Source organism: Streptomyces sp. HUAS 15-9 (assembly GCF_025642155.1).
Taxonomy (GTDB): Bacteria; Actinomycetota; Actinomycetes; order Streptomycetales; family Streptomycetaceae; genus Streptomyces.
Map to the genome: position 1 here is coordinate 8,314,550 of NZ_CP106798.1, position 20,614 is coordinate 8,335,163.

Consider the following 20,614-nt stretch of genomic DNA (forward strand, 5'->3'; position numbering starts at 1 on the left):
TTCCCCGCGCCAGAAGGTGGAGACCATGCCCCGCACCGTCACCGTAGGTCTCGACGGCTCGCCCCAAAGCCGCGCCGCGGCCGAATGGGCAGCTCGCGAAGCCAAGTTGCTCGATCTGCCGCTGAAGATCGTCCATGTCTGGGAGCCGGTCCCCGAGCCCATGGCACAGGCCCCGCTGCTCGGGACCGAGACCCACCAGCACTGGACCGAACGCATTCCCCGCGAGGCGGCCGACGGCCTCCGTCTGCGCCACCCCGGCGTCGAGGTGACCAGCGAGCAGCTCTCCGGCAGCCCCGGCGAGGCGCTGACCGAGGCGGGGAAGAGCGCCGAACTGCTCGTCCTCGGCTCGCGCCGCCTCGGCGGGGTCGGCGGCTTCATGGTCGGCTCCGTCGGACTGAGCGTCGTCGCCCACGCCGAACGCCCCGTCGTACTGATCAGAGCCGGTGAACAGGCTGCCGACGAACACGAGATGGACCCGGCGGGCATCCCGTCCGCCGCGACACCGTTCCAGCCCGTGGTCCTGGGCCTGGACACCGACCACCCAGACGAGACACTGATCCGGTTCGCCTTCGACGCAGCCGTACGCCGTGGTACCTCCCTGCGCGTCGTGCACGCCTGGTACCCGCCGCCGTACTACGCATACGGCACACCCGCCAATCCCGCCCTCAACGAAGCGCTGGCCCTGAACGACGCCCAGAACCTGACCGTGGCGCTGCGCCCCTGGCGGCACAAGTACCCGGACGTCGAGGTCACCGAGGAGTCCCGGTACGGCAGCCCCGCCGTGCACCTCGTCGAGGCCTCGCAGGCGGCCTCGCTGGTGGTCGTGGGCCGGCGGATCCGCCGCAGCCCCCTCGGCGCGCACATCGGCCACGTCACGCACGCCGTCCTGCACCACTCCACCGCCCCCGTCGCCGTCGTGGCCCACGGCTGACCCACTTGCTGAGGAGCAGACATCATGAAGGCAGCGGTCGTACGGGCCTTTGGTGAGCCCCTGGTGATCGAGGAGCGTCCGGATCCCGAGCCGGGCGCCGGTCAGGTGCGAATCCGGGTGGAGGCCTCCGGGCTGTGCCACACCGACATCCACGCGGCACACGGCGACTGGCCCATCCGGCCGAACCCGCCGTTCGTGCCCGGCCACGAGGGCGTGGGCGTGGTGGAGGAACTCGGCGAGGGCGTCACACACCTGAGGGTGGGCGAGCGGGTGGCGGTGCCCTGGCTGGGCTGGGCGTGCGGGCGGTGCGAGCACTGCCTGTCCGGCTGGGAGACGCTGTGCGAGCGGCAGGTCAACACCGGGTACGGCTGTGACGGCGGCTATGCGGAGAAGATGCTCGCCTGGGCGGACTTCGCGCAGCCGGTGCCGCCGGGCATCAGCGCGGTGGAGGCGGCCCCGCTGACCTGTGCCGGGGTGACCACCTACAAGGCGCTGAAGGTCGCACAGGTGCGGCCGGCGCAGCTGGTCGCCATCTCGGGGATCGGCGGGCTGGGGCATCTGGCGGTGCAGTACGCGAAGATCGCCGGCGCGCAGGTGGCCGCGATCGACGTCACCGACGACAAGCTGGAACTGGCCGCCGAACTGGGCGCGGACCTGGTCATCGACGCCCGTACGGAGGACGTGGGCGAGGTGCTCAAGCGGTACGGCGGGGCGCACGCGGCGCTGGCGCTGGCGGTGAACGACGCCGCGTTCGAGGCGGCCAACGCCGGGCTGCGGCGCGGCGGCCGGCTGGTCATGGTGGCGCTGCCGGCACACGGCACGGTGCGCGTCCCGATCTTCGACACGGTGCTGAACGGGACGTCGGTGATCGGTTCGATCGTGGGCACCCGGCAGGACCTGGCCGAGGTGTTCCAACTGCACGCCGCCGGGCGGACACGGGTCATCTGCGAGACCCGGCCGCTGTCCTCGGTCAACGAGTCCATCGACGAGGTGCTGCGCGGACAGGTCAAGGCACGGATCGTGTTCGATCTCGGAGCGGGGCGGTGAGCGCGGTGGATCTGCCACTGGTCGTGGGCGTCGACGGCTCCGAGCCGAGCCTGCGCGCGGTGGACTGGGCGGCCGACGAGGCCGCCATGCGCGGGGTGCCGCTGCGGCTGGTGTACGCCTCGCTGTGGGAGCGCTACGAGGGCACCTCGCTGGCGCAGGACGTGGTGGGCAGCCCGTCGGAGCAGGTGAGGGCCGAGGACATCGTCGCCGCCGCGGCCCGCCGCGCGGCGCGGCGCCAGGCCGGCGTGAAGATCACCACCGACGTCCTGGCCGAGGAACCCGAATACGCGCTGGTCCGCGCGAGCCGCGACGCCTCCGCGCTGGTGATGGGCACCCGGGGCCGCAGCGGCATGGTCGAGATGCTGCTCGGCTCGGTCAGCCTGACCGTGGCCGCCTACGCCCACTGCCCGGTCGTCGTGCTCCGCGGCAGCCACGACAACCAGGCCCGCTCCGCGACGCACGGCCGCATCGTGGTGGGCGTCGGCGACAAAGCGGCCGGCTCCGCGGCGGTGCGCTTCGCCCTGCGCGAGGCCGAACTGCGCGGCGTCGAGCTGGAGGCCGTACGCGCCTGGCGGTGCCCGGCGCACGAGACGACCGACCACCCGCTGCTGGCCGGAGAACCCGCCCGACTGCACGAGGAGCGGGCCGTGGAAACGCTCCAGGAGGCGCTGACAGACGCGCCGGAGCACGTACGACTGCGCCCGCACGCCGTCGAGGGTCACCCCCGCCGAGTCCTGCTGGCCGCCTCCCACGGTGCCGACCTGCTGGTCGTCGGCGCCCGGCGCCACCCGGAGCACCTCGGGCTCCAGCTCGGCCGGGTGGCCCACGGAGTCCTGCATCACGCGGCCTGCCCCGTCGTCGTCGTGCCCGAGCAGCCATGACCGACGCCGAGGTCACCGACCGGAGCAGCAACGCCCGAACACCCCTGACGCACCCCTGACGCCGAAAGGAACCCACCACCATGACCGTACGCGTCGGCATCAACGGATTCGGCCGCATCGGCCGCACCTACCTGCGCGCGGCACTCGACCGCGCCGAAGCGGGCACCCAGGACGTCGTGGTCGTCGCGATCAACGACATCACCTCGCCCGCCACCCTCGCCCACCTGCTCGAGTACGACTCCACGTTCGGCCACATCGGACGCGACGTCACACACGACGACAGCTCGATCACCGTCGACGGCCGGCGCATCGCCGTCACCGCCGAGCGCGACCCGGCCGCCCTGCACTGGTCCGACTACGGCGCCGGCATCGTGATCGAGTCCACCGGACGCTTCCGCGACCGGGACTCCGCCGCCCTGCACCTCAAGGGCGGAGCCCACACCGTGCTGCTGTCGGCGCCGGGCAAGGACGTGGACGCCACCATCGTCATGGGCGTCAACGACAGCACCTACGACCGCCACCGCGACCGGATCGTCTCCGCCGCCTCCTGCACCACCAACTGCGTCGCCCCCATGGTCAAGGTCCTCGACGACGCCTTCGGCATCGAACGCGGCGTGATGACCACGATCCACGGCTACACCAACGACCAGTCCCTCCTCGACGGCCCGCACAAGGACCTGCGTCGGGCACGATCGGCGGCCCTGAGCATCATCCCGACCAGCACCGGCGCCGCACGCGCCGTCGGCCTGGTGGTGCCGGAACTGGCCGGGGCGCTGGACGGGATCGCGGTCCGTGTGCCCGTCGAGGACGGCTCACTGACCGACCTCGCGGTCGTGCTGAACCGCGAGGTGACACCGGAGGAGATCAACGCCGCGTTCGACACGGCGGCAGAGGGCCCGCTCAACGGCATCCTGCGCGTCTCGAAGGCCCCCATCGTCTCCCGCGACGTCATCGGCGACCCCTCCTCCTGCGTCTTCGACCCCGCCCTGACCCAGGCCAACGGAACCCTGGCCAAGATCTTCGGCTGGTACGACAACGAGTGGGGCTACACCAACCGGCTCCTCGACCTCACGGCCCTCGTGGCCGACGAATGACCGGCTCCGGGACGGAGTACATATCAGGGCCGAACGGCCCAAACTCCGTCCCGGACAGCCCATGGGACGACACGCCACCCCGCCGGATGCTCGAAGTGGCAACCGGTTTTGGAGGAGACCCGCGATGAGGGACCACCTGCTCGACCGACCCCCCGCCCACGCCCTGCTCGCGGACGGGACCACCGTGTGCATCCGGCCTGTCACACTCGCAGACCACGACCAGTTGGAAGGGCTCTACGAGGAGATGTCCCCGGAGAACCTCCGTCTGAGGTTCTTCGTACCCAGCCGCCGGTCGGCCGCCATGGCCGCCGACCGGGCCTGCGCCCCCGCCCGTCCCGGCTACCGGGCCCTGCTGGCCGAGGCCAAGGACCAGGTGCTCGGCCTCGCCGAATACGACACCGCCGGACAGGAGGGCGGCCCGGCGGAGATCTCCATCGCGGTCGCCGACGGACTGCACCACCGCGGCGTGGGGACCCTGCTCGTCGAGCACCTGGTCTCCGCGGCCCGCGCCGACGGCATCACCACCTTCACGGCCGACGCGCTGAGCGAGAACAACAAGGTGCTCCGGCTCTTCGCCGACCTCGGCCTGCGCACCGTCCGCCGCTACGAGGGACCGGAAGTGCGCTGCACCATCCACCTCGACGAGGACGACACCTACCTCTCGGCGGTCGAGGCCCGCGGCCGGTCGGCCGACGTGGCCAGCCTCGAACCGCTGCTGCGCCCCGACGTGATCGCCGTCGTCGGCGCCGGACGCAGGCCCGGCTCGGTCGGCCGGGCGATCCTGCACCATCTGCACTCCGGCGGCTTCACGCGCCGCCTGTTCGCCGTGAACCCGAGCATGTCGTCGGTTCTGGGCGTGCAGTGCTACCCGTCCATCAGCGCCCTGCCCAGGACCCCGGACCTCGTGGTCGTGGCGGTCCCGGCCGCGGCGGTCCCGGCCACCGCCGAGGAGTGCGGCGCAGCGGGCGTGCGCGCGCTCGTCGTCATCACGGCGGGACTCGACCACGACCAGGCGCAGGCACTGCTGGCCGCCTGCCGCGGCTACGGCATGCGCCTGGTCGGCCCCAACTGCCTGGGCATCTCCAACACGGACCCCGAACTGCGTCTCGACGCGACCTTCGCCGCCGATCACCCGAGGCCCGGCACCGCGGGCGTCGCCGTGCAGTCCGGCGGTGTCGGCATCGCCCTGCTGGACGGGCTGTCCCGGCTCGGCATCGGCGTGTCGTCCTTCGTCTCGCTCGGCGACAAGTACGACGTCAGCGGCAACGATCTGCTCCAGTGGTGGGAGAGCGACTGCCGCACCGACCTCGCCCTGCTGCATCTGGAGTCCTTCGGCAACCCGCGGGCGTTCTCCCGCACGGCCCGCCGGGTCACCCGCCGTATGCCGGTGCTGACCGTGGACGCCGGCCGGTCGGTGGCCGGACGGCGCGCCGCCGCCTCGCACACCGCTGCCGCCGCCACCCCCACCATGACCCGTGGGGCCCTGTTCACCCAGGCCGGCATCACCGCCACCCGCTCGATCGGCGAACTCCTCGAGACTGCCGCCCTGTTGCACTCCCAGCCGCTGCCCGCGGGGACCCATGTCGCCATCGTCACCAACGCGGGCGGAGCCGGAGTGCTGGCCGCCGACGCCTGCGCGGAGGCGGGACTAGCCCTGCCGTCGTTCACCCCCGCGATGACCGACGAACTGCTCGGCGTACTGCCCGAGGGGGCGGCCGTCGGCAACCCCGTCGACGCCACCGCCTCCGTCACCGAGGAACAGCTCACGGAATGCGTGGACCGGCTCATGCGGTACCCGGGCATCGACGCCGTGCTGGTCGCCCTCGTCCCCACGGCGGTCGCCGTCGCCACGGGTGACGATCTGGTGCGGGCCGTCACCGGGGCACCCGCACGCCGGGCGAAGCCGGTGGCCGTCGTACGCCTGGAGCAGGACCTGCCGGTCCGGCTGCTCACCGCCGTCTCCGGGGGCACCGTCCCCGCCTACGCCGAACCGCAGGCCGCGGCACGCGCGTTGGCCCACGCCGCTCATCGCGCGGCCTGGCTCGCCCGCCCCGCGGGCACCGTACCGAAGCTCGAAGACGTTGACTCCGATCGGGCCCGCGCGATCGTCGACGCCCACCTGGCCGAACACCCGGACGGCGGCTGGCTCGACCCGGACGTCTGCGCCGACCTTCTGGCCTGCTACGGCATCCCGCAGATTCCCTGGGCGTGGGCCGAGACCGAGGACGAGGCCGTACGCGCCGCCGAGCGCCTGCACGGCGCCGACGGGCGGGTCGTGATGAAGGCGCACTGGCCGGGCCTGGTCCACAAGAGCGAGCAGCACGCCGTCCATCTGGATCTGCGGGGCGAGTTCCAGGTCCGGGCCGCGTTCCGGGACCTGGACACGCGCTTCGCCGGCCTGCTGACCGGGGTGGTCGTGCAGCCCCTCGCCGACCGTGGCACCGAACTGTTCGCCGGTGTCGTCCAGGACCAGGTCTTCGGCCCGCTCGTCCTGTTCGGCCTCGGTGGCACGGCCACCGAGGTGCTGGCCGACCACGCGGCCCGGCTCGCCCCGCTCACCGACCACGACGTGCACGACCTGATCACATCCCCGCGCTGCGCGCCCCTGCTGTTCGGCACGGCCGGCCACCGGCCGATCGACCTGGAAGGCGTGGAGCAGGTGCTTCTGCGGCTGTCCCGGATGGCGGCGGACCTGCCGCAGCTCGCCGAGGCCGACTTCAACCCGGTCCTGGCGGCACCGGGCGGGGTCACCGTCCTCGACGCGCGCGTGCAACTGCTGCCCCGTGGGCCCCAGGACCCCTATCTGCGCCGGCTCCGCTGAGGAGGTTGACGGACATGAAGCACGACAAGGTCGGCTCCGTGATGACGACGGACGTCGTCCACGCCGAGTACGCCACCCCGTTCAAGGAGGTCGTGCGGCTTCTCGCGGACCACCGGATCAGCGGGCTGCCGGTCGTCGACGAGGACGACAAGGTCATCGGCGTCATCTCCGAGACGGACCTCGTGGTGCGGCAGGCGGCCACACCCGGGCCCTGTGAACCGAGGCGCCGCGCGGGGCTCGCGCAGCTGACCCGCGGTGCCCGGAGGCAGGCCGCCAAGGCGAAGGCCGGTACGGCCGGGCGGCTGATGTCTCGGCCGCCCGTCACGGTGCATGCCGACGACACCATCGTGGAAGCGGCCCGGACCATGGCCGTTCGGCATGTGGAACGGCTCCCCGTGCTCGACGAGGAGGACCGGCTGGTCGGCATGGTCACCCGGCGCGACCTGCTCCAGGTGTTCCTGCGCCCGGACCGGGAGATCCGCGACGAGGTGATCGACGGCATCCTGGGACGCATCCTGTGGCTGCCGCCGCGCAGCGTCGACGTCTCGGTGACACAAGGCGTCGTCACGCTCACCGGCCGCATGGAACGCAAGTCCGCCACGGAGATCGCCGTCTCCATGACCCGTCAGATCGACGGCGTGGTCGACGTGGTGGACCACCTGACCTACCACCTGGACGACGCGCGCATACGCGCGGAACAGGCCCTGCACGGCGCGGCCGACGACTGGCTGCGTGGACCGTGAAAGGAGGCGTGCCGCCATGACCGGCACCGTGTTGGTCACCTATGGAACGACGAACGGATCGACGGCGAGGATCGCCGAGACCATCGAGGCCGTCCTGCGCAAGGCCGGCCTGACGACCGAGGTGTTGCCGGCCCGGTCCGTGGGGAGTGTGGAGCCGTACGACGCGGTCGTGGTCGGTGGCGGGCTGTACGCAGGCCGCTGGCAGAAGGACGCCCGCCGGTTCGTCCGCCGCCACCGCCGCGCACTCGCCGAACGACCCGTGTGGTTCTTCAGCAGCGGTCCGCTCGACGCCTCCGCCTGCGAGCGGGACATCCCGCCCGTGCCCGGAGTGCGGCGCGCGATGACGCGGCTGGACGTCCGGGAACACATCACCTTCGGCGGCTGCCTCGAGGACGGCGCCAAGGGGCGGATGGCCGCGATGATCCTCCGCTCCGGAAAGGGCGGTGACTTCCGGGACTTCGGCGCGATCGAGACGTGGGCGGCGCATGTCGCGGACGAACTGAGCCGCGTCTAGTGTCCGGTGCGGCTCACCGGCTGTCGCTGCTGCCGGTCGTCGGCAGGGCGGCCCGGCCCGCCTCCAGACGGGCCACCGGGACCCGGAACGGCGAGCAGGAGACGTAGTCCAGTCCCGCGGCGTGGAAGAAGCGCACCGACTCCGGGTCGCCGCCGTGCTCGCCGCATACGCCGATCTTCAGGCCGGGGCGAGTGGCCCGGCCCTCGTCGGTGGCGATGCGGACCAGCCGGCCCACGCCGTCGCGGTCGATCGTCTCGAAGGGGGAGGTGGCGAAGACGCCCTTGTCGAGGTACGCGGAGAAGAACGCCGCCTCGACGTCGTCACGGGAGAAACCCCAGGTGGTCTGGGTCAGATCGTTGGTGCCGAAGGAGAAGAACTCCGCCGCCTCGGCGATCCGGCCCGCGGTCAGCGCGGCCCGCGGCAGCTCGATCATGGTACCGATCGGGCACGCGACGGGCACGCCGGACTCCTCGGCGACCTCGGCCAGCACCCGCTCCACCTCGGCGCGGGCGAGCCGGAGTTCCTCGACGGCGCCGACCAGGGGCACCATGATCTCCGCACGTGGGGAGCCGCCGGCCCGGGTGCGTGTCACGACCGCCTCGGCGATCGCCCGTACCTGCATCGCGACAAGGCCGGGAACCACCAGACCCAGGCGCACCCCGCGCAGGCCGAGCATCGGGTTCTCTTCGTGCATACGGTTCACCGCGTCCAGCAACTCCCTGTCGTGCGCGGCCGGTTGATCACCAAGCGCCTCGGCGGCGGCGATGCGGACGGCGAGTTCGGTGCGGTCGGGCAGGAACTCGTGCAGGGGTGGGTCCAGGAGGCGGATGGTGACCGGCAGGCCGTCCATCGCCGCCAGGATGCCGATGAAGTCCTGCCGCTGGAGGGGCAGAAGGGCCGCGAGCGCCCGCTCGCGCCCGGCGTCGTCACGGGCGAGGATCATCTCCTCCACCAGCTTGCGCCGCTCGCCGAGGAACATGTGCTCGGTGCGGCACAGCCCGATGCCCTGCGCGCCGAACCGGCGGGCGCGTGCCGCGTCCTCGGGGGTGTCGGCATTGGCCCGCACCCCCAGCCGCCGTACCGCGTCGGCCTGTTCCAGAGCACGGGCCACCGCCGCGACGACACCGTCCGACAGCTCGCCGGTCTCCAGATACCGCATCGCGGCGGACGCGACCAGCGTGAGGGAACCCGGATACACCGCGCCGGCGGAGCCGTCCACCGAGATGACCGTGCCCTCCTCCACGACCGTGCCGTCAGGGGTGGTGAAGCGCCGTGCCCCGGTGTCCACGGCGAGTTCCTCCGCACCGCACACACAGACCTTGCCCATGCCGCGGGCGACGACGGCCGCGTGACTGGTCTTGCCGCCGCGGCTGGTCAGCACGGCCTGCGCGGCGACCATGCCGGGCAGGTCGTCGGGGGTCGTCTCCTGGCGTACGAGAATCACCCGCTCGCCGTCGGCAGCGCGCCGTACGGCCTCCGCGGAGTCGAAGACCGCCGCGCCGACCGCCGCGCCCGGAGAGGCGGGGATGCCATGGGCGAGGGCGGTGCCGGTCGCGGCGGCGTCGAAGCGGGGAAACATCAGCCGCGCGAGCCCCTCGCCGCTCACCCGGTCGAGCGCCTCGTCCTGGGTGATGAGACCTTCCTCCACCAGCTCGGCCGCGATGGCGAACGAGGCCTCGGCGGTGCGCTTGCCGACCCGGGTCTGCAGCATCCACAGCCGGCCACGCTCGATCGTGAACTCGATGTCGCACAGGTCCCGGTAGTGCCGCTCCAGGGTCCGCATATGGTCGCGCAGCTGCAGATACGCGCGCGGGTCGAGGCGCTCCAGCTCGGCCAGCGTCACGGTGTTGCGGATGCCGGCGACCACGTCCTCGCCCTGGGCGTCGGGCAGATAGTCGCCGTACAGGCCCGGACGCCCGGTGGCCGGGTCACGGGTGAAGGCGACCCCGCTGCCCGAGTCCGGACCCAGGTTGCCGAACACCATGCGCTGCACGGTGACCGCGGTGCCCAGGTCGTCGGAAATGTGCTCACGCCGCCGGTAGAGCCGGGCGCGCTCGCCGTTCCAGGAGCGGAACACCGCGAGGATCGCCAGGCGCAGCTGTTCGGTAGGGGACTGGGGGAAGTCCCGCCCTGTCTCCTCACGGACAAGACGCTGGTACGCCTCCACGAGCCAGGCGAGGTCGCTCGCGTCCAGATGGACGTCGTCCGGGGCGTCGCGGGCTTCCTTGAGCCGCGTGATGGCCTCCTCGAACAGGGCCGCGTCGACACCCATCACCGTGCTGCCGAACATCTGGACGAGACGCCGGTAGGAGTCCCAGGCGAAACGATCGCTGCCCGATGCCTTGGCCAGGCCCAGGACGGAGTCGTCGTTCAAGCCGATGTCCAGGACCGTCTCCATCATGCCGGGCATGGAGAAGCGCGCACCGGAGCGCACGGACACCAACAGCGGATCGTCCCGCTGCCCAAGCGACCGCCCGGCGGCGGCCTCCAAGTCGGACAGACGGCGGGAGACCTCGTCCGCCATGCCCTCCGGCTCGACGCCGGTGGCCAGGAAGGCCCGGCAGGCCTCGGTGGTCACGGTGAAACCGGGCGGCACCGGCAGCCCCAGCCGGGTCATCTCGGCGAGGTTCGCGCCCTTGCCGCCGAGCAGGTCGGCCATGTCACGGCCGCCCTCGGCGAAGTTGTACACATATCGGACCATGACACCGGTCTCCTCCGTCCGACTGTAGGCTCCGAGCACCTCGGCGTCGAACGGTCGACAGGGCACGGGCGCACCCGCCCTGCCCGTCGACGCCCGGCAGATCCTCGATGCCCGGCCGAAGCCGCCGGACCAGGGCCGGTCACGTCACTCGTCGACGTATGCGATCACTGTGGGTCACTTCGCGCGGACGCCGGGGCGAGGTGGCAGCGGACGTCGACGACGCCCTCCACCGCACGCGCCAGCCGCTCGGCCACCCCGACCAGGGTGGTGCCGTCGACCCACCCGGTCAGGGTCACGACACCCTCGGTGACCTCGACCTGGATGTGATCGGCGGACAGGGGGAACAGACGCTCGACGACCTCCTGGCGTACCTCCTCGGTGAGTTCCTCGTCGCTGCGCAGGAACACCTTGAGCAGGTCGGCGCGACTGACCACGCCTTCGAGCATGCCGACGTCATTGATGACCGGCAGCCGCTTGACCTTGCGCTGGGCCATGATGCGCGCCGCCTCCGCCAGCGTGGCGTCGGCGTGCACCGTGATGGCCGGCGCGCTCATCAGCTCCTCAGCGGTCAGCGCGCCGGCCTTGGCCAGGTCGGCCAGCCGCTGCCGCTGGGTGAACCGGTCGGGGTCGCTGTCCCGGAACTCCTCCTTGGGGAGCAGATCGGCCTCGGACACGACGCCGATCACCCTGCCCTCGCCCTCCAGCACGGGAAGGGCACTGACCTTCCACTGCTCCATCAGTTCGACGACGTCCTTGAACGCGGCGTCGCGGCCGACGGCGACGACGGTGTGTGTCATCACATCGCTCACGGTGCGCGGGCTGTCGTACATGGTGTCCTCCTCGGAGAGCCGGGTGGGGCCGACAACACCTCGTCGCTCGCGTCGCCTTCGCGGATCGCCGACCGGGCGGTCCGGACCAGGACAGCGGTCGTACGACGGCCTGTCGTTCCCCTCCGGAATGCCGTCCGCCCCCTCATCCCAGCATGTGCCGACCGGGGCCCGCGGACCACGGGCCGCTCGGGCACGGCAACGGGCCGTTCGGCCCCGTCGGGGCACGGTCCGGGACAGGGGGCACGGTCGGGCATGACAGGGCGGGAAGGACTCACCCGCTTCTCGCGGATCCTGATAGCGCGGTGCGCGACCGCCGCCGGCCGCTTCCCCGCGTCTGTGTCGGGTCCTTCCCGCCACCTCCAGCACACCACGGAAACGACCGCGCCACCAGGGCCGAACGGTCCCCACCTCAAGGATCAAGCTCGGGGCGTCCTGAGCGCTGCGCCGCTCCTTCCCCGCGGGCCACCCGGCTTCCAGGGCCGTACGGCCCCCCGCGACAAGGACGTCCCGGGCCCCTGTCCGGGACCGCTCGGCTCATGCGGCCGGCCCGCCGACGGAGTTGGCTGTGAGCGAGCGAAAACGACCCCGATGAGGGAGGGCGAGGACAGTGGGCACGAGCCTCACACCGGAGTTCTGGGAGCGCTTCTCGGTGCTGCTGGTCGTGGCGGTGGGCATGACGGCGATCCTCACCGCGGTGTTCACGACGGCCTTCGACGCGCTCACCGTCCGTCTGCGCAGCCGCCGCCCGCACGACACGACGCCGCGGACACCGCACCGGCCGGAACAGAACGACCACCGGATGTCCGCGCACTGCTGAGCGGCGATCCCCGCCCCGACCGTGCGGCCCACACAGCGGACGCGGGCATGGGCCGAATGTCCCCGACGAGGGCCGGCCTGCCCCTCGTCATGGCCGATGCCGGGTGCGACCGTGGAATCGGACCCCTGCTGCACGACGTGGCAGTCCGACGAAAGGCGGTGGGGACGATGACGTTTCCCCTGGTCGTAGGCGTCGACGGATCGGACGGGAGCCTGCTGGCGGTCGACTGGGCGGTGGACGAGGCCGCCCGCCGCGACGCACCGCTGCGGCTGGTCTACGCCTCCCGCTGGGAGCGCTACGAGACAGGCACGCCGTCGGACACCCTGGAACGTGCCTCCGAGCGCGTACTGGCCGAACACATCGTCGCCTCGGCGGCGGAGCGTGCCGCACGGCGCAACCCGCAGGTGAAGGCCACCACCGACATCCTCCCCGACGACCCGGTGGACGCCCTGCTGCACGAGGGCAACAACGCCTCCGTCCTGGTGACCGGATCGCGCGGCCGCGGCGAGCTGAAGGGTCTGCTCCTCGGCTCGGTCAGCCTGGCCGTGGCGGCCCGTGCGCAGTGCCCGGTGATCGTGGTCCGGGGCGACAAGGCGGGCCTGGCCGGCAGCCACGAACGGATCCTGCTCGGCGCGGGGGACCCGGCCACCGGCGCGGAGGCCGTACGGTTCGCCTTCCGCGAGGCCGAGGCACGCGGATGCACCCTGGACGTAGTCCGCGCCTGGCGCTGCCCCGCACACGAGAGCACCGACCACCCCGCACTCGCCGAGGAACCCGCCCGGCACCACGAGAAGCGGGCCTCGGCCCTGCTGGACGCGCTGCTGCACGACACCATGGCCGACCACCCCGGCGTCAGGGTGCGCAGTGTGACGGTCGAGGGACCTGCTCACCGGGTCCTGGTGAACCGCTCGGCCGCCGCCGACCTCGTGATCGTGGGCGCCGAACGCAGGCACGGCCGTGCCGGTCTCCAGATCGGCCGGGTGGGCCACGCCCTGCTGCACCACGCGGACTGCCCGGTGGCGATCGTGCCCCAGACGCTGTGACCTGCTCAGCCGCGCTCCGGCGCCCGTGCGAGGAGTGAATCGCCGGTGCGCGCGTTCGTCCCATACGGCGGCTGGTGACCGCGCGGCCCGTGAGACGCGTCCGCGCGTCGCAGCGGAAAGGCGGCCACCACAGACAGACCGCCGTCCGGGCGGGCGCGCGCGGTGAGGGTGGCGCCGTGCGCGGCGGCGATGGCTCGTACGATCGACAGGCCCAGGCCGTGGTGGTCGTCGCCCGCGGTACGGTGCAGCCGCTGGAACGGCTCGAACAACCGGTCCACCTGCTCGGGAGAGATCTCCTGCCCCGTATTGGCGACGGACACCACCGCGCGTCCGTTCTCGACCGCCGTGCGCAACTCCAGGACTCCGCCGGGAACGTTGTAGTCCACCGCGTTGTCCAGCAAGTTGGCCACCAGGCGTTCGACGAGCGCGGAGTCTCCCGTGACGGCCGCCGACTCGACCGACGCCTCCAGCCGCAGCCCCCGCCGCTCGATCTGCGGACGGAAGGTGTCCACCACCTGCCGGGTGAGTACCGCCAGGTCCAGTTGCTCCTGGCGATCCACGCCGCGCTCGCTGCTGGACAGGGTGAGCAGCGACTCCAGCAGGCGCGCCTGCTGCTTGCTGATCGTCAATAGACGCTCGAAGTTCTCCCGGAACGAATCCAAAGTGGCCTCGCGATCGATCAGCGACTCCTCCAGCAGCGCGTGCTCCAGCGTGAGCGGAGTGCGCAACTCGTGTGCCGCGTTGGCGACGAAACGCTTGTGGGAGTCGAGCGCCGTCTCCAGTCGGCCGAGCAATCCGTCGACGGTGTCGGCGAGTTCGGTCAGCTCGTCGCGCGGTCCGCCGAAGGCCAGCCGCTCGTGCACATTACGTGCGGAGATACGACGGATGGTGGAGGTCATCGTGCGCAACGGGCGCAGCACGCGCCCGGCCACCGCCCAGCCGAGCGCGATCGAGATCACCGTGGTGATGGCCAGCGCGATCCCCGACTGGACCAACAGGTCGTGCATCTGGGCCCCGTGCTGCCGGACCGACTGCTCGCCGAACTGCCGGGCCACTCCACCGATGTCCGGCGGCAGGCCGGGGGACGGCTTGTCGGAGTCGCCTCCGGAAGATCGCGGCCCGGCACTCTTCGACTCGACCGTGATGAAGCTGCTCGTGGCGTTGCTGACGAGCAGATAGGTGATCACCAGCAGCACCGCACCCGAAAGGACGAAGAGAAACCCGTACAGCAGGGTCAGACGCAGCCGAATCCGCTTCGGGACCAGGAGGCGATACGCGGACTGCGGCACCCTGGTCAGGACTGACAGACGCATGGACCCCTCAAATCCGGTAACCGCCCCTGGGAACTGTCTCGATCAACGGAGGGTCGCCCAGCTTCGACCGCAGACGGTTGATCGTGGCCTTCACGGTCGTGGTGAACGGATCCGCCGCCTCGTCCCACACCCGCTCCAGCAGTTCCTCCGCCGATACGACCCGGCCGTCGGCGCCGAGCAGATACTCGAGTACGGCGAACTCCTTGGGGTTGAGCGGCAGCCGCTCGCCCGCCCGGGTGGCGATCCGCTGGGCGGGGTCGAGCCGGAGCTCGCCCCGGACGAGAACCGTCGGCATGGCCGTGTGCGGACGCCGGCCGATCGCACGGATGCGTGCCACCAACTCGGCGTATGCGAAGGGCTTGGGAAGATAGTCGTCCGCGCCGATGCTGAGTCCCTCGACCCGGTCCGCGATGGTGCTCGACGCGGTCAGCATGAGCACCCGGGCATGCTGTGGCTGCCGCACCAGCGCGCTGCAGACCTCGTCGCCGTGCACCTTGGGCAGGTCCCGGTCGAGGATGACGACGTCGTAGTCGACCAATGACGTGTGTTCGAGCGCGTCCATGCCGTCGTAGACGACGTCCACGGCCATGCCCTCGCGGCGCAGCACCCTGGCCACGGAATCGGCGAGTTCGACATGGTCCTCGGCCACCAGCACTCTCATCGCCCACCCCCGGCGAGTCGTGCCGCGACCGGTGGAACGGGGCGGTGGAGACAGATCACTCTGGGAAGAGTGCCCAACGCCCGGTCACAGACCGGTCACAGCTCTCGTGTCGCTATGTCGTGCGTCGTCGTGTCGGCCCTTTCGCCTCCAGACGATACCCGCCGGCCCGAGGCCAGGGCCGGAACATCCGGCTGGGCTGCGCCTCCCATTCGCGACTCGCCCCTCACAACTCGTGACTCGCAACTCCTGACGGTCACGCTCAGCCGTCCCGAGGCGGCTTCGGACCGCGGTGTGACCGGACGCCCCGTAGAAATGGGTTCCAGTCGACCTCCCGTCCCACCACCAGGAGGCTCACACAGTGGCTGAGGAGAGGACCGGCGTGACGCACGCCCCGGAGAGCCCGCAGGTGCGGCGCGGAGTTCCGGTCGCGCCGCACCTCGGTGGCGAGGGCTCAACAGCGCATGCGTTCCCGGGCGTCGGTGACACCGGCACTCGGCCGCTCGTCGCCGGTCCAGTGCGCGCCGTCCGGCTCCTCCGACTGCAATCGGGCTGCCAGGTCGGTGCGCCGGACCCTGAGCTTGCGGTAGACGCGGGTCAGATGCTGCTCGACGGTACTCATCGTGATGAACAGCTTGCTCGCGATCTGCCGGTTGGTGTGCCCCCGCGCGGCGAGCTTCGCCACGCGGAGCTCGGCATCGCTGAGCTGACCGACGAGCTCGGGATGGACGCCCCGTGTCCACGTCCGGTCGGCGAAGGAAACCGCCGCCCTGTCGCCGCTCGCCGCACCTTCCGGTTCCGCCGGCTGTATACCGCACTCGCGCATCAACTGCTGCGCCTGGCGCGCCAGCGTCCGCGATCCCCCTTCGTCCCCGAGGTCCCGGTGGGCACCGGCCAGATCGTGCATCGCGCGGGCCAGCTCCAGTCGGTGCCCCCGCTCCCGGAGGATCTCCACGGCCTCTCCGAGGAGGTTCGGCCGCTGCGGCGGCTCGACGGTGGCGGCGAGCACACGCAGACAGACGCCACGTGTCCAGGGGCGCCCGGTGCCCACTCGGGAGAGCTGCTCCTGCGCCAGCGCACGAGCACGGCCGCCGTCCCCCAGCGACAGATAGACCTCGGCCGCGTCGGTCCGCCATGGCACCAGCCCGGGCAGATCGAGATCCCATCGGGCCATCAGTTCGCCGCACGCGTGGAAGTCGTCGAGCGCGGGGTAGGGGTGTCCGGCCGCAAGACGGTACTGACCGCGTGCCCTGAGACAGAGCAGCCCGGCCGGGGTCTGGAACGCGGCCTCGGGCACGGGGATGCTGAGCTGCGCGGCCGCCTCGTCCAGCCGCCCCAGCGCCGTCTTCGCCTGGAGGAAGGAAGCGACCGGCAGTGCGACGGCCGCCCCCCAGGCCTCCGGGGAGACCAGGGTGAGCGCAGTACGAGCCGCCTCCTCGGCCGCCTCCAGTCTGCCCAGCCTGATCTCGATGAGGGCCTTGACCGACGCGAACAGCGCCTGCCACATGGGAACTCGGCGTTCCGTGGCCTCCGCCAGGAACGTGTCGCACCAGTAGGCCGCTCGGATCAGTCCGTCGGCGAGCACGAGCGAGCCCAGGGCCGTCAGGACGGACGCCAGCACGTTGTCGTCCAGCCGGGCTCCCTGGAGTATCTGCTCCGTCCGGACCACCACGTCGTCGCTCGCCCGGCGGCCGAACACCGAGCCGAGCAGATCCGCGACGCGCCGCACTGTGCTCTGCGCCGGGGCCAGGGCCGGTGCGGAGCCCTGCTGGGGTACGCCGGGCACAGCGGGCCGGACAGTGCTCCGCAACCCTGGATAGCCGTAGGCCATCCAGAGCCGGACGCGGTCGGACGACTGCGGCTCCCACGGCTCCGCCGACGGTCCGGCCACCATGGTGCCGCGCTTGCCCAGGGTGTCGAAGACCGCGAGTGCCTCGTCCACCTGACCGAACCAGAGGAGGTAGCCGATCAGGGCGTGGGCGTGCCCGGCCGGGAGGCGGCCCGCGAGCGCGGCGGCGGTGAGCTCGGGCAGATGCGCGGCCGCGGCGGACGGGTTGACCCGCCAGCCCGCCCGGGCCAGCCCGATTCTGATCGCCAGAGCGTCCCGCTCGTCGGTACAGATGTCGCGTGCCACGCGCAGACAGTCGAGGGCCAGGTCGACATCGTCATCGGCCAGCGCCCGGTCCGCCGCCTCCAGCAGGGTGGGCAGCATCCACGGAGCCTCGCCGGGCTTGACCGCGGCGATCAGATGACGCGCCACATCGGTCGCCGAGTTGCCGTGGTCGTGGAGCACCTGGGCCACACACGTCTCCACCTGGGAGCGCTGGGCGGCATCCATGCTCCGCAACACCGCGTCGCGGGCCGCCTCGTGCCGGAACCAGCCGGAGTGCAGCAGGCCCGTCTCGGCGAGCGCGCCCAGGTTGCGCCGGGCGGAGTCCGAGTCGATGCCGAGTACGTCGGCAAGCTCGGCCGGCGAAGCGTGCGGGCCGAGCACCGCCAGCGCGCACGCGGTGTTCCCGAGCGATGTGCCGATGCGGTACAGACACGTCGTCACGGCCTGTGCGAAGAAGGCACCCGGCACCGGCTCGACGGCGCCCGCCCCGGCCGCGGTGCTGTAGTCGTCGATCAGCGAGCGCAGCAGCAGTGGGTTGCCGCCGCTGATCCGATGGAAGTCCCTCCAGTGGAAGTCCCCGGGGAACGCGCGGGCCGGCCACTCGTCCCGGGCCGACTGGATCATCTCCGTCACTCCGCGCCACGAGAGGAGATCGAGCCGGATACTCCGACAGCCGGGCAGTCGTAACAGCTCGGCCCGTGAGTGAAGATTTCCGGAAGGCACGCTGTTGATCTCTCCGAGTACCACGAGTACCCGGCTGATCGCGATTCGCCGTGCCAGATAAAGCACGCATTCCATGGACTGCCCATCAGCATGATGGCTGTCATCAATGGTCAGTACCAGTGGAGTTCTCCTGGCTTTCGCCAAAAGAATTCCGCACAGCCGTGAAATGACATCCGGTGATGCCTGCGGAGCGCGTGCCGCCCGCTCCAGCAACTCGGCCGTGCGCGCGTCCTCAGCCGCCGGCAGATTCGCGCCGAGGAGCAGTTGCTCCATTACGCCGAGCGGTAGATCACGTTCCGCACTCGAGGCCGTGGCCTGGAGGAACAGTGCACCCGAGGTGGCGACGCGCTCCCTGAAACTGTGCAGCAACGCCGTCTTCCCGCTTGCCGCCGGCCCGCTGACAAACACCACTCCGCCGTGCCCCGCAATGCATGCGTCAAGCATGTCCTCCATGATTGTTAATTGTTTGTCGCGTTCAACCATCCTCATTTATGAGTCCCCCGTCGTAACCATCCTGACGCCTGATCGTCGGACAGCGATCCACGGAACCGAAGCCAACTATCGGATTCGGCTGTGTCCGACTCGATTCTGCCACAGCGAATAGGCGACTACCACAAGGATACGACATGTGCCTGCTGCATAAATGCAGTTGGTGCCGGTCTGTTTGATGAGCGGATTACAGTGATCCGAATGGCATCGCGGCTTGCGGTGCCATCACGTACGGTGACCGGACGCCGGGCTTCGCCCGGGGGCCGTGTTCCATGAGGCGCTTGTTCATCGTGCGTCTCACCATGCTCAATGAAGGCCCCGCTTGATCAGAAACGCAACGGAGCCGATAGGGGCGGTAGGGGGGTACTCCAGCCAGATGCGACTGGGGTACAAAAATCAAGTAATTCGAGATGTGTGCCAACGAACGGGCTGAGCAGCAGCCTTCGGATTCAGCACGGCCGACGGCGGGGCTGATGTGTCTTGTGCACGTCATATTTGCGCCTGCCGGCGCTCTGGAGACGTGAACGGGCGCGGATGAATCCGAACGGGCAACGGGGAGCTGCAGTTGAAACCTGAGCACGCGCAATTCGATCAGAACACGGTCGTCGAGGTGGAGATCGACTCGCTCTCGACGACCTACTCACCTCGCAGCCGCGGAACGGACCCGGAGCACGTGGAAGCACTGGTCGCGGCAGAGACGACCCTGCCCCCGATCATCGTGCACCGGGCCACGATGCGCGTCATCGACGGCCTGCACCGGCTGCGGGCCGCCGAACGGCGTGGTCAGAAAACGATCGCGGTCCGATTCTTCGACGGCACCGAATCCGATGCCTTTGTACTGGCAGTGGAATCCAACATCGCTCACGGACTCCCTCTGACGATGACGGACCGAAAACACGCGGCCGGCCGCATCGTCACCTCTCACCCGCACTGGTCGGACCGGATGATCGCCTCGGTGACCGGCCTCGCCCCCGGAACCATCGCCGAACTGCGCAGAAAATCATCGGGCGGCCCGAACACACAGCCGAGCCGGCTCGGCAAGGACGGCAGGGTCCGTCCACTCAACAGCGACGAGGGGCGCAGGCTCGCCAGCGAACTCATCGCCCAGGATCCAGGTCTGTCGCTACGTCAGATCGCCCGCGCGGCCGCCATATCGCCAGAGACCGCACGGGATGTGAGAAACCGAATGAGCCGCGGCGAAGATCCTCTGCGCATATCAAGCCGCAGAAGAAGCACGGAACAGGCATCCGCGAGCACACCAATCGCCCCCGGCACAACGACCGCAAGTCCCGCAAGTCCCGCAACTTCCGCAATCCTCGCGGCGACCGATCGAACGCCGGTACAGAACCGCACCGCGGCCGTGGAACGCCTCAAGGCGGACCCGGCCCTGAGGTTCAGCGAGACCGGTCGCGCGCTGCTGCGGTTGCTCAACATCCACGCCATGAGCACCGAGGAGTGGCAAGAGATCATCGACAACGTCCCGTCGCACTGCGGCGGCATCGTGGCCGACCTGGCCAGCGAATGCGCGGGGATGTGGGCGGAACTCGTACTGCGGGTGGAACGCAGGATGGCCGAAACACACAGCTCACCGCCGGCGCGTCCAAGCGTGGAAGCCGGCCAGTTGGACACCGTGCCCACCAGGCGAGCCACCCGCCAGGGCCGGCACGGCGGGCCGCTGGAGCACAGATACTCAGAGCCGGAAATCCGGGCGTAGGAATGGGGCAGTCGACGGAAACGGAGACAGAGTCGTCTCCGTGTTCTTCGACCGGTTCACCCATGCCCAAAACCGGATGACGTCATGGTCCGATTCCGAATGCCGGACCAGTTGGTAGCGGGTTGCCTCTTGTCGGCAGCAGGTTGTTTTTCAGCTGGTTGTCTTTCTATTGAAGGGGAACG

15 protein-coding genes and 1 pseudogene are annotated in these 20,614 nt (G+C 70.8%); 10 read left to right on the top strand and 6 right to left on the bottom strand.

Annotated features, from left to right (window positions below):
• Window positions 1-25 precede the first annotated feature (25 nt).
• The 7 genes from N8I87_RS37880 to N8I87_RS37910 all read left to right on the top strand — a co-directional run bounded on the left by N8I87_RS37880 (window position 26) and on the right by N8I87_RS37910 (window position 8,031).
• On the top strand, window positions 26-931 hold the full coding sequence (locus N8I87_RS37880; RefSeq protein WP_263215378.1) for a universal stress protein: 906 nt from the start codon (window positions 26-28) through the stop codon (window positions 929-931).
• A gap of 24 nt (window positions 932-955) precedes the next feature.
• The gene (gene adhP, locus N8I87_RS37885) at window positions 956-1,978 is read left to right on the top strand and encodes an alcohol dehydrogenase AdhP (protein WP_263215379.1); all 1,023 of its coding nucleotides are present in this window, start codon (window positions 956-958) and stop codon (window positions 1,976-1,978) included.
• Window positions 1,975-2,859, top strand: a complete 885-nt coding sequence (locus tag N8I87_RS37890; protein ID WP_263215380.1) for a universal stress protein — start codon at window positions 1,975-1,977, stop codon at window positions 2,857-2,859. The genes adhP and N8I87_RS37890 overlap by 4 nt, the downstream gene beginning before the upstream one ends.
• Before the next feature lie 80 nt (window positions 2,860-2,939).
• Window positions 2,940-3,953, top strand: coding sequence for a type I glyceraldehyde-3-phosphate dehydrogenase (gene gap / locus N8I87_RS37895; protein ID WP_263215381.1), 1,014 nt, complete (start codon window positions 2,940-2,942; stop codon window positions 3,951-3,953).
• Between the two features lie 124 nt (window positions 3,954-4,077).
• A complete protein-coding gene (locus tag N8I87_RS37900; RefSeq protein WP_263215382.1) occupies window positions 4,078-6,774 on the top strand; it encodes a bifunctional acetate--CoA ligase family protein/GNAT family N-acetyltransferase in 2,697 nt (898 codons plus the stop codon).
• 14 nt (window positions 6,775-6,788) lie between these two features.
• The gene (locus tag N8I87_RS37905; protein ID WP_263215383.1) at window positions 6,789-7,517 is read left to right on the top strand and encodes a CBS domain-containing protein; all 729 of its coding nucleotides are present in this window, start codon (window positions 6,789-6,791) and stop codon (window positions 7,515-7,517) included.
• A gap of 16 nt (window positions 7,518-7,533) precedes the next feature.
• A complete protein-coding gene (locus N8I87_RS37910) occupies window positions 7,534-8,031 on the top strand; it encodes a flavodoxin domain-containing protein (protein ID WP_263215384.1) in 498 nt (165 codons plus the stop codon).
• 13 nt (window positions 8,032-8,044) lie between these two features.
• On the opposite strand, the gene ppdK is transcribed toward N8I87_RS37910, so the two are convergent.
• Together ppdK and N8I87_RS37920 are read right to left on the bottom strand one after the other, a co-directional pair.
• Window positions 8,045-10,732: a pyruvate, phosphate dikinase gene (ppdK, locus tag N8I87_RS37915; protein WP_263215385.1), complete on the bottom strand. Its 2,688-nt coding sequence runs from the start codon at window positions 10,730-10,732 to the stop codon at window positions 8,045-8,047.
• Window positions 10,733-10,896: 164 nt separating this feature from the next.
• Window positions 10,897-11,562 carry a CBS domain-containing protein gene (locus tag N8I87_RS37920; protein WP_263215387.1) on the bottom strand — a complete coding sequence of 222 codons (666 nt, stop codon included), beginning with the start codon at window positions 11,560-11,562 and terminating at the stop codon, window positions 10,897-10,899.
• A gap of 607 nt (window positions 11,563-12,169) precedes the next feature.
• Here N8I87_RS37920 and N8I87_RS37925 point away from each other — a divergent pair.
• Together N8I87_RS37925 and N8I87_RS37930 are read left to right on the top strand one after the other, a co-directional pair.
• A complete protein-coding gene (locus tag N8I87_RS37925) occupies window positions 12,170-12,379 on the top strand; it encodes a hypothetical protein (protein WP_263215388.1) in 210 nt (69 codons plus the stop codon).
• 167 nt (window positions 12,380-12,546) lie between these two features.
• Complete coding sequence (locus N8I87_RS37930; protein WP_263215389.1) at window positions 12,547-13,422, top strand: universal stress protein; 876 nt, start codon at window positions 12,547-12,549, stop codon at window positions 13,420-13,422.
• A 5-nt stretch (window positions 13,423-13,427) separates the two neighbouring features.
• Here N8I87_RS37930 and N8I87_RS37935 read toward each other — a convergent pair whose 3' ends face one another.
• The 4 genes and pseudogenes from N8I87_RS37935 to N8I87_RS44545 all read right to left on the bottom strand — a co-directional run.
• On the bottom strand, window positions 13,428-14,735 hold the full coding sequence (locus tag N8I87_RS37935) for a sensor histidine kinase (protein ID WP_263215390.1): 1,308 nt from the start codon (window positions 14,733-14,735) through the stop codon (window positions 13,428-13,430).
• Between the two features lie 7 nt (window positions 14,736-14,742).
• Window positions 14,743-15,396, bottom strand: coding sequence for a response regulator transcription factor (locus tag N8I87_RS37940; RefSeq protein ID WP_263215391.1), 654 nt, complete (start codon window positions 15,394-15,396; stop codon window positions 14,743-14,745).
• A gap of 451 nt (window positions 15,397-15,847) precedes the next feature.
• Window positions 15,848-18,130, bottom strand: a complete 2,283-nt coding sequence (locus N8I87_RS37945; RefSeq protein WP_263215392.1) for a LuxR family transcriptional regulator — start codon at window positions 18,128-18,130, stop codon at window positions 15,848-15,850.
• A gap of 129 nt (window positions 18,131-18,259) precedes the next feature.
• A pseudogene (locus N8I87_RS44545) lies at window positions 18,260-18,718 on the bottom strand (ATP-binding protein); the annotation flags it as partial.
• A gap of 565 nt (window positions 18,719-19,283) precedes the next feature.
• Here N8I87_RS44545 and N8I87_RS37950 point away from each other — a divergent pair.
• Window positions 19,284-20,432: a ParB/RepB/Spo0J family partition protein gene (locus N8I87_RS37950; RefSeq protein WP_263215393.1), complete on the top strand. Its 1,149-nt coding sequence runs from the start codon at window positions 19,284-19,286 to the stop codon at window positions 20,430-20,432.
• Window positions 20,433-20,614: the final 182 nt, after the last annotated feature.

Excerpts from the sequence above, each read along its gene's own strand:
- N8I87_RS37905 (WP_263215383.1), top strand. The coding sequence starts at position 6,789 with ATGAAGCACGACAAGGTCGGCTCCGTGATGACGACGGACGTCGTCCAC.
- ppdK (WP_263215385.1), bottom strand. The coding sequence starts at position 10,732 with ATGGTCCGATATGTGTACAACTTCGCCGAGGGCGGCCGTGACATGGCC.
- N8I87_RS37930 (WP_263215389.1), top strand. The coding sequence starts at position 12,547 with ATGACGTTTCCCCTGGTCGTAGGCGTCGACGGATCGGACGGGAGCCTG.
- N8I87_RS37900 (WP_263215382.1), top strand. The coding sequence starts at position 4,078 with ATGAGGGACCACCTGCTCGACCGACCCCCCGCCCACGCCCTGCTCGCG.
- N8I87_RS37945 (WP_263215392.1), bottom strand. The coding sequence starts at position 18,130 with ATGATCCAGTCGGCCCGGGACGAGTGGCCGGCCCGCGCGTTCCCCGGG.
- N8I87_RS37880 (WP_263215378.1), top strand. The coding sequence starts at position 26 with ATGCCCCGCACCGTCACCGTAGGTCTCGACGGCTCGCCCCAAAGCCGC.
- gap (WP_263215381.1), top strand. The coding sequence starts at position 2,940 with ATGACCGTACGCGTCGGCATCAACGGATTCGGCCGCATCGGCCGCACC.
- N8I87_RS37910 (WP_263215384.1), top strand. The coding sequence starts at position 7,534 with ATGACCGGCACCGTGTTGGTCACCTATGGAACGACGAACGGATCGACG.
- N8I87_RS37920 (WP_263215387.1), bottom strand. The coding sequence starts at position 11,562 with ATGTACGACAGCCCGCGCACCGTGAGCGATGTGATGACACACACCGTC.
- N8I87_RS37940 (WP_263215391.1), bottom strand. The coding sequence starts at position 15,396 with ATGAGAGTGCTGGTGGCCGAGGACCATGTCGAACTCGCCGATTCCGTG.
- adhP (WP_263215379.1), top strand. The coding sequence starts at position 956 with ATGAAGGCAGCGGTCGTACGGGCCTTTGGTGAGCCCCTGGTGATCGAG.
- N8I87_RS37935 (WP_263215390.1), bottom strand. The coding sequence starts at position 14,735 with ATGCGTCTGTCAGTCCTGACCAGGGTGCCGCAGTCCGCGTATCGCCTC.